The sequence below is a fragment of the Ruegeria sp. CDSB022 genome, from assembly GCF_059611145.1.
This window is the reverse complement of the sequence record NZ_JBXWOZ010000006.1, coordinates 23767-37785: the sequence shown is the minus strand read 5'-3', so window position 1 is coordinate 37785 and position 14019 is coordinate 23767. Positions and strand designations below refer to the sequence as shown.

At 56.4% G+C, this 14019-nt stretch carries 14 protein-coding genes and 1 tRNA gene; 13 read left to right on the top strand and 2 right to left on the bottom strand.

Features of this window, described 5'->3' with window-relative positions; translation table 11 throughout:
* The first annotated feature begins 1 nt into the window (after position 1).
* The 10 genes from AC2FIZ_RS11755 to AC2FIZ_RS11710 all read left to right on the top strand — a co-directional run bounded on the left by AC2FIZ_RS11755 (position 2) and on the right by AC2FIZ_RS11710 (position 10193).
* On the top strand, positions 2-1288 hold the full coding sequence (locus tag AC2FIZ_RS11755; RefSeq protein ID WP_282027707.1) for a TRAP transporter large permease: 1287 nt from the start codon (positions 2-4) through the stop codon (positions 1286-1288).
* Positions 1289-1300: 12 nt separating this feature from the next.
* Entirely contained in the window at positions 1301-1738 is a 438-nt protein-coding gene (locus AC2FIZ_RS11750) for a universal stress protein (protein WP_282027706.1), read from the top strand.
* Positions 1739-1746: 8 nt separating this feature from the next.
* A complete protein-coding gene (gene eutA, locus AC2FIZ_RS11745) occupies positions 1747-2511 on the top strand; it encodes an ectoine utilization protein EutA (protein WP_281995530.1) in 765 nt (254 codons plus the stop codon).
* A 20-nt stretch (positions 2512-2531) separates the two neighbouring features.
* On the top strand, positions 2532-3521 hold the full coding sequence (gene eutB, locus AC2FIZ_RS11740) for a hydroxyectoine utilization dehydratase EutB (RefSeq protein ID WP_496791054.1): 990 nt from the start codon (positions 2532-2534) through the stop codon (positions 3519-3521).
* Between the two features lies 1 nt (position 3522).
* Complete coding sequence (gene eutC / locus AC2FIZ_RS11735) at positions 3523-4515, top strand: ectoine utilization protein EutC (protein ID WP_496791053.1); 993 nt, start codon at positions 3523-3525, stop codon at positions 4513-4515.
* Positions 4516-4530: 15 nt separating this feature from the next.
* Complete coding sequence (gene doeA / locus AC2FIZ_RS11730) at positions 4531-5718, top strand: ectoine hydrolase DoeA (protein ID WP_271950057.1); 1188 nt, start codon at positions 4531-4533, stop codon at positions 5716-5718.
* 3 nt (positions 5719-5721) lie between these two features.
* A complete protein-coding gene (gene doeB / locus AC2FIZ_RS11725) occupies positions 5722-6714 on the top strand; it encodes a N(2)-acetyl-L-2,4-diaminobutanoate deacetylase DoeB (protein ID WP_281995533.1) in 993 nt (330 codons plus the stop codon).
* A gap of 23 nt (positions 6715-6737) precedes the next feature.
* Complete coding sequence (locus tag AC2FIZ_RS11720) at positions 6738-7220, top strand: Lrp/AsnC family transcriptional regulator (protein WP_281995534.1); 483 nt, start codon at positions 6738-6740, stop codon at positions 7218-7220.
* A gap of 112 nt (positions 7221-7332) precedes the next feature.
* Complete coding sequence (locus tag AC2FIZ_RS11715) at positions 7333-8808, top strand: NAD-dependent succinate-semialdehyde dehydrogenase (protein WP_142637873.1); 1476 nt, start codon at positions 7333-7335, stop codon at positions 8806-8808.
* A gap of 11 nt (positions 8809-8819) precedes the next feature.
* Positions 8820-10193, top strand: coding sequence for an aspartate aminotransferase family protein (locus AC2FIZ_RS11710; protein ID WP_271950065.1), 1374 nt, complete (start codon positions 8820-8822; stop codon positions 10191-10193).
* Positions 10194-10759: 566 nt separating this feature from the next.
* Here the strand turns inward: AC2FIZ_RS11710 and AC2FIZ_RS11705 are convergent.
* Together AC2FIZ_RS11705 and AC2FIZ_RS11700 are read right to left on the bottom strand one after the other, a co-directional pair.
* Positions 10760-10835 (bottom strand) — tRNA-Ala (locus tag AC2FIZ_RS11705).
* A 141-nt stretch (positions 10836-10976) separates the two neighbouring features.
* Positions 10977-11303: a TIGR02300 family protein gene (locus tag AC2FIZ_RS11700; protein WP_271950067.1), complete on the bottom strand. Its 327-nt coding sequence runs from the start codon at positions 11301-11303 to the stop codon at positions 10977-10979.
* Positions 11304-11403: 100 nt separating this feature from the next.
* On the opposite strand from AC2FIZ_RS11700, the gene AC2FIZ_RS11695 reads away from it, so the two are divergent.
* The 3 genes from AC2FIZ_RS11695 to AC2FIZ_RS11685 all read left to right on the top strand — a co-directional run bounded on the left by AC2FIZ_RS11695 (position 11404) and on the right by AC2FIZ_RS11685 (position 14019).
* Positions 11404-12099, top strand: a complete 696-nt coding sequence (locus AC2FIZ_RS11695; protein WP_142637879.1) for a M48 family metallopeptidase — start codon at positions 11404-11406, stop codon at positions 12097-12099.
* A gap of 30 nt (positions 12100-12129) precedes the next feature.
* On the top strand, positions 12130-12777 hold the full coding sequence (locus AC2FIZ_RS11690) for a GntR family transcriptional regulator (RefSeq protein ID WP_271950069.1): 648 nt from the start codon (positions 12130-12132) through the stop codon (positions 12775-12777).
* A gap of 111 nt (positions 12778-12888) precedes the next feature.
* Positions 12889-14019: a lytic murein transglycosylase gene (locus tag AC2FIZ_RS11685; protein ID WP_281973131.1), complete on the top strand. Its 1131-nt coding sequence runs from the start codon at positions 12889-12891 to the stop codon at positions 14017-14019.

Genomic DNA, 14019 nt, shown 5'->3' with positions numbered 1-14019 from the left:
CATGGCACTTTTAATGTTTTCCGCAATGGTTGTCCTGCTGCTTATGGGGTTTCCGATGATGGTTCCCCTCATTGCCGGCGCGTTCATCGGCGTGATCGAGCTGTTTGGCACAATCGACAAAACCGAGTTTATGATTCAGCAAATGTTGGGTGGCATCCGGCCCTCTTCACTGATCGCCGTTCCTATGTTCATTCTGGCAGCGGATATCATGACACGTGGCCAGTCCGCAGGGCGGCTGATTGATATGGTCATGGCATTTGTTCGCCATGTTCGAGGGGGGTTGGCCGTCAGTACAGCTGCGGCTTGCGCATTGTTCGGTGCCGTGTCCGGGTCCACCCAAGCCACGGTCGTTGCGGTGGGAACGCCACTCAGGCCCCGAATGCTGAAAGGTGGCTACAAGGATTCTTTCATTTTGGCCCTGATCGTCAACTCAAGTGACATCGCGTTCCTGATCCCACCCAGTATTGGGATGATCATCTACGGTGTAGTTGCCAAGGCCTCCATCCCTGAACTGTTCATCGCGGGCATCGGGCCCGGATTGTTAATCCTGTTCATGTTCTCGGTCTACAGTATGATCTACGCCAAAATAAATGACGTCCCCACTGAACCGGCCGCCACATGGTGCGAACGCGCGGCAGCGGTGAAACGGGCCTTGTGGCCGCTGGGTTTCCCGGTTCTGATCATCGGCGGCATCTTCTTCGGCGTTTTCAGCCCGACCGAAGCCGCAGCAATCAGCGTGGCCTATGCGGTGTTGCTGGAAGTCTTCATTTTCAAAACAATGAAAATCACCGGCCTATACCAGGTCGCCCTGTCAACGGGCATGGTAACGGCGGTAGTTTTTATTTTGGTGGGGGCAGGTGCTGCCTTTGCCTGGGTTCTGTCATTCGCGCAGATACCGCAACAGATTTTGGGCGCTCTTGGCATTGATGAAATGGGGCAGATCGGCGTCCTGTTCACAATCGCGATTGCGTTCTTCATCGGCTGTATGTTCGTGGATCCCATCGTGGTCATCTTGATCTTTGTTCCGATCTTTGCGCCCGTGGTCGAGAAAACCGGGCTGGACCCAATTCTGGTCGGCACTTTGATCACATTGCAGGCCGCCATCGGCTCGGCCACCCCGCCGTTCGGATGCGATATCTTCACGGCGGTTGCGGTGTTCAAACGTCCCTATCTGGAAGTAATCAGAGGAACGCCGCCTTTCGTGATCATGCTTTTGAGTGTCTCGGTCTTGATGATCTTCTTCCCGCAGGTGGCACTGTTTTTGCGCGACATCGCATTTAACAAATAAAAGGAGCGACAAATGTTCAAATCAATACTCGCTGCTTTTGACGGGTCTGAAGGATCAGAGGCCGCCCTTCGCAAAGCCGCTGAATTGGCTAAGTTGTGTGATGCGGAAATGTTGGTACTGACGCTTTACCGTCATCATTCGATACTGGAAGGATCGATGTATGTCATCGATGCAGAAAAGCCCGATGATATTGACGGGATCATGCGCGATCACGCAAAGATAACTGCTGAACGCGGCGCGTCCATTGCGCGCGAGGCGGGGTGCGAGAACATCCGGGCCTTTGTCAAAGGCGGGCCAACGGCGCGGACTATCGTCAGCTTTTCCAAAGAACATGAGAATGACCTGATCGTCATGGGCAGCCGGGGATTGGGATCGATTGAGGGCTATTTGCTGGGCAGCGTCTCTCACAAGGTGACCAGCCTTGCGCAATGCCCAGTTCTGGTGATGTGAGGATGGCAATGGCTTTGGATATACAATCTTCGACTTCGTCTGTGGCTCTCGCCCTGGATGCTCGCCCTGTCACACATCGTATCGGGCTGGTCACGCTGGCCACGGATCATACGACGGAAACTGACTTCGCACGCATTCTGCAAGGGCATGATGTGGGCGTATATGTAAACCGGATCGGGTTTGAAAACCCAACCACACATGAAAGCCTTTTGAAGACAGGGCCGCTGCTGACCGATGCCGCAGCAGAGATTCTGCCTGGCGAGGCGCTAGATGTATTGGTCTATGGATGCACGGCAGCTTCGGTAGTTTTGGGGAACGACAGAGTGGCCGAGCACATGAACAGCGCAAAGCCGGGCACGCCTTGCGTCACACCCAGCTCGGCAGCCTTTGATGCATTTGAGGCTTTGGGGGTAAAAAAAGTAAGCGTTCTTACGCCCTATACGCAGGATGTGACGGATTCTCTGGTCACCTATTTCTCGCAACACGGCCTCGACGTGGTGAACGCTGTTTGCTTTGGATTGTCCGATGATCGCGACATGGCGCGCGTCTCAATGGACAGCATTATCGAAGGTGGTGTTGCTGCGTGCGATCCCGATGCTGATGCGCTTTTTATTTCCTGTACGGCGGTGCGTGCCGCCCCATGTGTCGCACAATTGGAGGCCCGGCTTGGCAAACCGGTTGTTACCTCCAATCAGGCGATGGTTTGGCGCTGCATGAGGCATCTTGGGATTACTTCGAATTATCCCGCGGGCGGTATGTTGTTCAGTAAATAGGAAGAAAGTCAGGACAAGAGATGAGCTCTGAAATCACACTTCAGGATAGTTTTGCTGCGCGCGCGCGGATCGCACAGTCGATCCGGGTTACACCGACGATGTCTTCAGACGTGCTGAGCAAAACCACGGGCAGTGATATTCGCCTCAAGCTGGAGCAAGGCCAGATCACCGGTAGTTTCAAGCTGCGCGGGGCATCCAATGCTGTGTTGTCACTTAGCGATGCGCAGCGCGCCAAAGGTGTGGTAGGTGTATCGACGGGCAATCACGGGCGCGGTTTGGCCTATGCGGCAAAGCAGGCCGGGGTGCGGTGTATCATCTGCATGTCCGAGCTGGTTCCACAAAACAAAGTGGATGGGATCAAGGCGCATGGCGCAGAGGTGCGCATTGTCGGGCGTTCTCAGGATGACGCACAGGTAGAAGTTGACAGGCTGGTCGCCGATGGGATGGTCATGCTTCCCCCGTTTGATCATCGCGATATCATTGCCGGGCAAAGCACCGTTGCACTGGAAATGCTGGAACAATCCCCGGATCTTGAAACGGTTCTGGTGCCGCTGTCGGGCGGCGGGCTGATTTCCGGCGTCGGGATGGTGATGAAGGCGGTTAATCCGCAGGTCCGCGTTATCGGAATTTCGATGGAGCGCGGGGCGGCTATGTATGAAAGCCAGAAGGCGGGGAAACCGGTTCTGGTCGAAGAACTGTCGACACTGGCCGACTCGCTGGGCGGTGGGGTTGGATTGGACAACCAGCACACTTTTGCCATGACTCGTGCCTTTGTTGATGATCTGATTCTTGTGACCGAGACCGAGATCGCTGCTGCTATCCGCCACGCCTATTGGCAGGAACGTCAGATCATTGAAGGGTCCGGCAGTGTCGGCATTGCCGCGCTTCTGGCGGGAAAAATCAAAGACCCAGGTCGGTGCGTCGCGCTGATCTCGGGGCAAAACATCGACATGCAACTGCACCACCGGATCATCTCCGGCGAAGATGTAGATGTAACGGCGGAGGGGTAGGATGCCGGAGATCAAAATACTGACCGAGGCCGAACTGCGAGATCTGGTGCCACTGGATATGGACGCGGTGGACTGCATCGAACAGGGCTTTACGACGCTCGCCGGGGGCAAGGTTATCATGCCGCCGATCATGACACTGATGGTCCCCGATCATAATGGCGAGGTATGTGTAAAGTCTGCTTATGTCCCCGGCATAGACAGCTTTGCCATGAAGATGAGTCCTGGCTTTTTCGATAATCCCAAGCTGGGCCTGCCCAGCACATCAGGCTTGATGGTGCTATTCTCAAGCACCACTGGCGTTCTGGAAGCTTTGCTTCTGGATAATGGTTATCTCACGGATGTGCGCACCGCCGCTGCGGGAGCGGTATCTGCGCGCCACCTTGCGCGCGCGGATGCGACACGCGCGTGTATCATCGGTGCTGGTGTGCAGGCGAAGCTACAACTCAAGGCGCTGACCCTTGTGCGCGGCATCGAAAGCGCTGTGATCTGGGCGCGGGATGCGGCCAAGGCCGAAACATTGGCTTCCAGCCTTCGCGAAGAACTTGGGGTCGACGTCACGGCCAGCACTGATAGGGCGGGTGCCGTGTCCTCGGCAGATATCATCGTCACGACAACCCCTTCGGACATTCCGCTGATCAAAGCGGACTGGCTGCAACCGGGGCAGCTTGTCATTGCGATGGGTTCGGATCAGGAACACAAGGTCGAGCTTGACCCGGGTTGTCTTGCCAAGGCAACGCTCTATGTGCCCGACAGCCAAGCCCAATGCGCCCTCAAAGGCGAGCTGCGCAGCGCCATTGCGGTGGGCATTTTCCCGGCTGATGGCAGGTTTGCTGAACTGGGTGATATCACCTCCGACAAGGCGCCGGGGCGACAATCCGACAGTGACATCATTATTGCTGACCTGACAGGTACGGGTGTCCAGGATACCGCCATTGCCACGCTTGCTCGCCAGCGCGCGGAAAACTCAGGCAAAGGCACCACGTTTTCAAGCTAACAACGGATTAATTCTATGCCAGAATCAAAACTCCACTTCTCACGCGATGAGTTCAGCCAGCGCATTGCAAAAACCCGCGCCGCCATGGCCGAACGTGGGCTTGACCTTCTGATCGTGACGGACCCTTCGAACATGAACTGGTTGACCGGCTATGACGGTTGGTCTTTTTACGTGCATCAATGCGTAGTGCTGAGTCTCACTGGCGAGCCGGTCTGGTACGGCCGTGGACAAGATGCCAATGGCGCGCTTCGCACCTGCTTTATGGATCCCGCCAATATCATCGGTTACCCGGACCATTATGTACAATCCACCGAACGTCACCCGATGGATTACCTGTCGGCACAGCTGGCCGATCGTAAGCTGGATAAGGGCCATATCGGCGTTGAGATGGACAACTACTGGTTCACAGCTGCGGCCTTTGCCGCGCTACAGCACCACATGCCAAATGCCAAATTTTCCGATGCGACTGCGTTGGTCAACTGGCAGCGCGCGGTAAAATCTGAAACCGAGCTGGAATACATGCGCCAAGCAGGCCGCATTGTGGGCCGTATGCATGAACGTATCTTTGAAAAGGTCGAGCCGGGCATCCGCAAATGCGATCTGGTGGCGGAAATCTATGATGCGGCCTTACGCTATGACGCACAGATCGGTGCGGGCGGAGACTATCCCGCGCTGGTGCCACTTTTGCCCTCAGGCGCGGATGCCTCAGCCCCGCATTTGACATGGGACGATCAGCCAATGAAATCCGGCGAAGGCACGTTTTTCGAGATCGCAGGTGTCGTCAAACGCTACCACTGCCCGCTGTCGCGCACGGTCTTCCTTGGAAAGCCCACGCAAACATTCCTCGACGCTGAAAAGGCTGTGCTTGAGGGCATGGAGGCCGGGCTGGAGGCTGCAAAAGAGGGCAACCTCTGCGAGGATGTCGCCATTGCCTTCTTCAGCGTGCTAAAGAAATACGGGATCACCAAAGATAATCGCACCGGTTACCCGATCGGTGTCAGCTACCCGCCTGACTGGGGCGAACGGACCTTCTCGCTTCGTCCCGGCGACAAGACGGTTCTGCAGGAGAACATGACCCTGCACTTCATGACCGGCCTCTGGATGGAGGATTGGGGTTTTGAGATTACTGAAAGCATCCGCATCACCAGAACCGGCCATGAGTGCCTGGCCAACGTGCCCCGCAAAATGGTTGTGAAGGATTGAGTAATGACACCCAACCCAATTTCCCCGACGATCCCGCTGGATAGCGATGGTATCCACCACGGCTTCCTACGGCTGCCTTACAGCCGGGATGACAGTGCTTGGGGGTCAATTATGATCCCGCTAACGGTTATCAAAAACGGAGATGGGCCTACGGCTTTGCTGACCGGCGCCAACCATGGCGATGAATATGAAGGGCCCGTGGCGTTGCAAGAACTGACGGTTAAGCTAAAGCCCGAGGACATCACCGGACGTGTGATCATCGTGCCTGCCTTCAATTATCCCGCTTATCGCGCCGGGTTACGCACGTCCCCCATCGACAAAGGCAATATGAACCGTGCCTTTCCGGGCCGGCCAGATGGCACCCCAACCGAAAAGATTGCCGACTATTTCCAGCGCGTTCTTTTGCCAATGGCCGATATTGCGGTGGATTTTCACTCGGGCGGAAAAACGCTGGATTTCGTGCCCTTCGCGGCGGCCCATATCCTTGAAGATAAAGCCAATGAAACGGCCTGTTTCGCCGCGATGGCCGCCTTTAACGCCCCCTATTCGGTGCAGCTACTGGAGATCGACAATGTCGGAATGTACGACACCGCGGTCGAAGATATGGGTAAGGTTCTGGTTTCAACAGAATTGGGCGGTGGTGGCTCTGCAACAGCCAAGTCGATTGCTGTTGCAAAAAAGGGCCTGCGCAATGTGCTGATTCACGCTGGAATTCTGAAGGGGGAGATGCAGATTGACCCCACCGTGCGCCTGGATATGCCCGATGGTGACTGCTTTGTTTTCTCGGAAGACGATGGCCTCTACGAGCCGATGGTTGATCTTGGTGAACAGGTCAGCCAAGGCGATGTTGTGGCCCGCGTTTGGCCCGTTGATCGCACCGGGATTGCCCCGATTGAATACCGTGCCAAAGTTGCGGGCCTTTTGATCAGTCGCCACTTTCCCGGTCTCATCAAAGCGGGCGATTGCGCGGCGGTGATCGGGTTGAAAGTTGGATAACTTTATTCCCCGGAGGTGAGACCATGCGGCTCGACGCCCGCGATCTGGATATTCTACGGGTGCTTTCAACCGACGGGCGCATCACAAAAACGGCTTTGGCCGACCGCGTTGGCCTGTCGCCCACCCCCTGCTGGGAGCGGCTGAAAAAGTTGGAAAAAGCCGGGTTGATCAAGCGATATAGAGCCGAGATCAACCTGCGCAAACTTGGGCCACATGTAACTGTCTTTGTTGCGGCCGAACTGTCCGATCATACCGCTGCCAGCTTTCAGGCTTTTGAGGCCGCAATGCAACGCTATGAAGAAGTGTTGGCCTGCTGGGCGCTTGGCGGAGGATTTGATTACATCCTGCAAATAGTGACGCGCGATATCGATGCCTATCAACGCCTGATTGATGAAATGCTCAATGCTGACATAGGTCTGGAAAAATATTTTACCTATATTGTCACCAAACGAGTGAAGGGGCAGGGCGTTCCGCCGATTTCCCTCATTGCTGGATGGCAGGAGTAACCCTCTGCCTGAGAGATGATTTACAGCAGAATACTCTGCTTTGGACCCGAAATTTGGTCTCATCCTTTGCCTGTAATGCCCGACATTGTCGGGCATCGAGGGAGAGGTATCCATGAAAGACACTGCACTTTCTGCGCGCGATGATATTGCTGACAAATCTTTGGCGCGCAGTTTTTCCTATGTGAATGGTAAATGGTGTGCAGCTTCGTCGGGTTACACCATCCGCGTCACCGATCCGGCAACTGGCGATGTTATCGGTGAGGCCGCCAGCCTTTCGGCAGAGGAATCCTCTGCCGCCGTGGATGCGGCACAAGCTGCCTTTCCGACCTGGTCGGGCCTCTTGCCACAAGACCGATCCGCCATTCTGCGCCGTTGGTTCGACCTGATGCTGCACCACAAAGAAGATCTGGCACGGATCATGGTACTGGAACAGGGCAAGCCCCTGTCCGAGGCGCGCGGTGAAATTGATTATGCTGCGTCTTTTGTAGAATTCTACGCCGAAGAGGCCAAGCGACCCAATATTGAAGGCGTCACCAGCCATCTGCCCGATGCCGAGGTTGAGGTTTGGCTTGAGCCGGTCGGGGTGGTGGCAATGATCACACCGTGGAATTTCCCTGCTGCCATGCTGACCCGCAAAGCAGCAGCAGCCATGGCCGTGGGGTGTACGGTTGTGGCTCACCCCTCAGGTGAAACTCCGTTTTCGGCCCTCGCGTTGGCTGAACTGGCGGAAAAGGCGGGTATTCCGGCGGGCGTGTTCAACGTGGTCACCGGCCAGGCCTCGACCGTGGTCGAACCTTGGACGAAAGACACCCGTGTTCGGGCACTCTCGTTCACAGGCTCCACCGAAATCGGACGATTACTTTACCGTCAGTCCGCCGACACAGTGAAAAAACTTGTAATGGAACTAGGCGGGCATGCACCGGTGATTGTGTTCAAAGGGGCCGATCTTGAAATTGCGGTTTCTGAAACGATCAAGGCCAAATTCGCCACATCCGGGCAGGACTGTCTTGGCGCCAATCGGATATTTGTGGAGCGCTCAATTTACGACGCATTCTGCTCGCAGTTTACCGAAGCGACCCGCAGGCTGTCCCTTGGCATCGGTATGGACGACCCCGACATCGGCCCTCTGATGAATGAAAAGGCGGTTCAAAAGCAGGAAGAACATGTCGCCGATGCGCTGGCCAAGGGGGCCAAACTGGCGTGCGGAGGTGCAAGGGATCCTCTCGGCCCGCTGTTTTATCAGCCCACGGTTCTGACCGACGTGCCCGCCGATGCCGTGCTTATGTCAGAGGAAACATTTGGCCCTGTGGCGGCCATTGCGCCCTTTGATACCGAAGAAGAGGTGATCGCCCGGGCCAATGACACCGAATACGGTCTGGTTGCGTATCTGCACAGCCATGACCCACGCCGTATTTACCGCGTATCTCGTGCATTGCAATTTGGCATGGTGGCGGTGAATCGCACCAAGGTCACCGGCGCGCCGATCCCCTTTGGCGGCACCAAACAATCCGGTCTGGGCCGTGAAGGGGCAAGACGGGGAATGGAAGAGTTTACCGAAATCAAATATGTCTGCCGCGACTGGGCATGAGGAGTGAAAAGATGCTGAAGAACGATCAACTTGACCAATGGGACCGCGAGAACTTTTTCCATCCCTCCACTCATCTGGCCCAGCACGCGCGGGGCGAAACAGCGACCCGTGTGATCAAAACCGCAAGCGGGGTCCATATCGAAGACCGTGATGGTACCAAATTGCTGGACGCCTTTGCAGGACTTTATTGCGTGAATGTGGGCTATGGCCGTCAGGAAATTGCCGAAGCGATTGCGGATCAAGCCCGCGAGTTGGCCTATTATCATTCCTACGTGGGCCACGGCACAGAAGCCTCCATCACGCTGTCCAAGATGATCCTTGATCGCGCGCCTTCGAATATGTCCAAGGTCTATTTCGGCCTGGGCGGTTCAGATGCAAATGAGACCAACGTCAAATTAATATGGTATTACAACAATATCCTGGGCCGCCCCGAAAAGAAAAAGATCATCTCGCGCTGGCGAGGGTATCATGGCTCGGGCCTTGTCACCGGGTCGCTGACTGGGCTGGAACTATTCCACAAAAAGTTCGATCTGCCGCTCACGCAGGTGGTTCATACCGAAGCGCCCTATTATTTCCGCCGCGATAATCTGGACCAAAGCGAAGCCGAATTCGTCGCGCATTGCGTTACTGAACTGGAGGCGCTGATTGAACGTGAAGGCGCTGATACAATCGCCGCGTTTATTGGCGAGCCGGTGCTGGGAACCGGTGGTATCGTGCCCCCGCCCGAAGGCTACTGGGCCGCCATCCAGGCCGTATTGCGCAAGCATGATATCCTGTTGGTTGCCGATGAAGTTGTGACCGGGTTTGGCCGCCTGGGCAGCATGTTCGGGTCGGAGCATTACGGCTTGGAATCCGATATCATCACCATCGCCAAAGGCCTCACCTCGGCCTACGCGCCGCTGTCAGGTTCGATTGTTTCTGAAAAAGTGTGGAAGGTGCTGGAACAGGGCACGGATGAAAACGGCGCCATCGGCCACGGCTGGACCTATTCGGCACACCCGATCGGGGCGGCGGCCGGTGTGGCAAACCTCAAACTGATTGATGATCTGAACCTGATCGAAAACGCAGGCAAAGTCGGCGCTTATCTGAAGCAGTCGATGAAGGATGCACTGTCAGCACACGCCAATGTCGGCGATGTGCGCGGCGAAGGAATGTTGTGCGCGGTCGAGTTCGTGAAGGATAAAGATAGCCGCACCTTCTTTGACTCCGCGGACAAGATCGGCCCGCAAGTCTCAGCCGCTCTTTTGGCACAGGATAAGGTCATCGCACGCGCTATGCCGCAAGGCGACATCTTGGGCTTCGCGCCACCGTTTTGCCTGAGTCGTGAAGAAGCTGATACCGTCGTCGCCGCAACTCTGCGCGCGGTTACAGCAGTATTAGGCTAGGGGATGTCTGTCTCGCCCACCCTTGGCTGAGTGGATAGTGGTCGACATTACCGCATCAAACTCCGGGGTGGGCACAGCACTCGATTGAGACCGCTTTGATTTGGCAATATTGCCTGGATCAGGCCGCAATTCCAAGATTCCTTACTATACGGCCCAATCCGGTCAAAGCGGCCAAGATTGAAACTTGAAACAAGCACACGTCACAATTGTCGCAATGTGCTACAGACCAGATATTATCAATCATGGGTGGAGCGGCGGAAAAGTCCGCAACGTGTGGGTTGTCATTCCTGTAGCCAGACAGACGATGAAGCAGGAAGAGCTCAAGCGGAAGTTGGAAGATTTCGAAGTTCCGCATAGGAATTTTGAAGAGATGTTCGAACCGGTCGCCGAAATTCTGTCAAAATCTTGGAAAGTATGGAAAAAAAGCGACTATAGGGGCAAGAGAGTGCTGCTTAGAATGCTATTTGTTCAGAAGGGAAGTTACTCTTCCAAATCGGATCTTCGAACCGGTGAATTATCTTTTCCATTCAGATTCTTAAGTGACGCAAAATATCTGAATGAGGTTTTGGTGGAGCCTAGGGGAGTCGAACCCCTGACCTCTTGCATGCCATGCAAGCGCTCTCCCAACTGAGCTAAGGCCCCATACAGGTACTGCAGAAGCAGTGGGCGGACGTTTATGAGACAGTGGCGCTAAGCGCAAGTCCAAAAACAGGCGTCGCCGTTAAAATTTTGCAACCAGATTGCAAATGGCGCGAGGCGGCGCGAGGCCGCCTCTGACCGTGATCAGCTATCGTCCTCTGCTGGAATGTCAGTGATGTCGTCCAGCGGAACTTCATCACTGCTGTCATCATCGTCATCCAGCAAATCATCATCCAGATCGACTTCGACATCGTCGTCGTCATCCAGAACCAGTTCTTCCTCAGGCGCGTTTTCGCGCGCCTTGGCCGATGCGGCATCTTCTGCATCTGCTGCGATCATCCGGCTTTTACCGGTTTCGAGTTCCACGATCTCGCCGGTATAAGGGCTAACGATCGGGTCTTTGTTCAGGTCATAAAACCGTTTACCGGTGGTCGGGCAAACGCGCTTTACACCCCATTCTTCCTTGGGCATGTCCAATCCCCTTGATATCAGGTGAGTCGTATCGACGATTCAGGTCAGGTGCCACAAGCAGCGGGCACTGTCAAAGCCTTTGAGCAGGAGAAACAGACCTATGGGAGATCACGCACTGCCAGGATCGCCTCCGGTGCCGCTGACATTGCGCAAATCGGCGCGGGCACGGCGGATCAGTCTGCGTATATCCCAGTTGGACGGGCGTGTTACACTGACCTATCCAAATGGCGTTGCTGAATCAGATGCGTTGAACTTTGCCCGCCAAAAAGAAAGCTGGATTCGGCAGCACCTGAGTGATCGGCCAGACCCCTCGGTGGTTCAATTTGGGCAGCATATTCCTGTTGAGGGCACCCAACGGCGCATTGTCCGGGCAACGGGCCGACGCGTTCTGTTGCAGGCGGACCAGATTTCAGTACCTGAAGGCGCTGAAGCGCGACGTTTGGCGCGCTTTTTGAAAGAACTGGCACGCGACCGGCTGACCGGCGCATGTGATGACTACGCAGCGATGTTGGGTAGGGCTTATGCCAGCATCTCCATTCGGGATACCCGATCGCGCTGGGGATCATGCAGTTCTGAGGGTGGGTTGATGTTTTCCTGGCGGCTGATTCTCGCTCCACCAGACGTCCTGCATTATGTTGCCGCACATGAGGTGGCGCATCTGGCCGAGATGAACCATTCCCCAGCCTTTTGGGCCCAGGTCGAGCGGTTATTCGGAGATTACAAAGAACAGCGGCGCTGGCTGCGCGACAACGGGGCGCAGTTGCATCAGTTCAGATTTGACGCGCCTGCGAGTTGACCTGTGCGGTGTTTGTGATCACATAGAGACATGTTGAACACACGCCCCTCGGAAACGCAGACCGCAACGCATGACCGGGTGTACCGGGCCCTGCGATCCCGCATCATGCATGGCGACATCGCCCCCGGTCAGGCACTGACCTTAAGGGGAATTGGGAAAGAGTTTGGTGTCTCGATGACTCCGGCCCGCGAGGCGGTGCGTCGGCTTGCGGCTGAAGGGGCGCTGTTTCTGTCGTCCTCGGGCCGCGTCTCGACGCCCGAGCTGACCAATGACCGGATCGAAGAGCTTGCTGCGCTGCGGGCCTTGCTTGAGGTCGAGCTGGCCAGCCGGGCATTGCCCCGTGCGCATATTGCCCTGATTGACCGATTGCAGAGCATCAACATGACGGTGGCCGAGATGGTCACCAAACGTGATGCCGTTGGATATATTCGCACCAATCTGGAGTTTCACCGAACTCTGTATCTGCGGGCGCAGGCCCCGGCGATGCTGGCGATTGCCGAAACCGTATGGTTGCAGCTTGGGCCGACGATGCGCGCGCTTTACGGGCGGCTGCGGCGAACGGAACCACCGCATCACCACAAGCTGATAATTGCGGCGCTAAAGGCCGGGGATGAGCCGGGCCTGCGCCTTGCGGTTCGCTCGGATGTTACACAGGGCCTGCGGATGCTGGTCAGCTAAGCGGCTTGTTGCCGAAGCTGCCGAAATCGCCCGGTTCGGTATCGCTGTTCTGGCCCCGGCGATTTCTCTGCGCTAGGCTGTGAGAAATCACAATAAGAGCAGTTTTCAACCATGATTGATCGACGGTTATTTTCCCTTGGGCTGGGCTCCGGCTTGTTGGTTGCCTGTACGGACAGCGTGCCTTCTTCTTCGGCGCCGGCCGCGCGCATGCAACCGGTTCGGAACGCGGGCTGGGACGCCTGGGTGGCGGGCTTCAAAAGCCGCGCGGCCGCACAGGGGATTTCGCAAAGCACAATTAACCGCGCCTTCCAGGGCGCCGGATATCTGCCCGGAGTGATCGAGCGGGACCGAAATCAGGTCGAGTTCAAGAGGTCGCTTGAAGACTACCTGGCGATTGCAACCTCGGATGAACGGATCGCGACCGGCAAGCAAATGCTGGTGCGTCATGCGGGAACGCTGTCTCAGATCGAGGCGCAGTACGGCGTGGACAAAGAAGTTGTCGTGGCAATTTGGGGGCTTGAAAGCCGTTATGGTGCGCGGCGTGGGGATGTGCCTGTTGTATCGGCCCTGTCGACGCTGGCCTATGACGGTCGGCGCGGGCAGTTCTTTGAGAGCCAACTGATGGCAACGATGAAGATTCTGCAGAACGGCGACACGGCGCCTGCCAACATGACAGGTAGCTGGGCCGGTGCCATGGGGCACACGCAGTTCATCCCGACCTCTTATCTGGCCTATGCGGTAGATTTCACCGGCGATGGACGGCGCGATATCTGGTCCGACGACCCAACGGATTCGCTGGCATCAACGGCGGCTTATCTGGCGCGTTCCGGTTGGGTGCGTGGGCAGCCCTGGGGCGGTGAGGCCGGGACGGTATCCGGTACGCCGGTTGCTGTGCTGCAACCCCAGGTGCCAGGGCCCCGCATTGCCGTGTTCCGCAATTTTCAGGTGATCAAACGGTATAATAACTCGGACAGCTATGCGATCGGGGTAGGGCATCTATCAGACCGAATTGCCGGAGGGGCGCCGTTCCAGGCCTCGTTCGGCCCGGATGAGACTGGGCTGACACTTGAGAACCGCAAAGAGTTGCAGCGCCGTTTGACATCCGCGGGCTACGATACGCAAGGGGCGGATGGTGTCATCGGGAATAACACGACATCCGCGATTTCTGCGTACCAGCGGGCCAATGGGCTGCCCGCGACCGGAGAGCCCTCAGTTGCGCTGCTGAGGCAGTTGGGGGGCTGA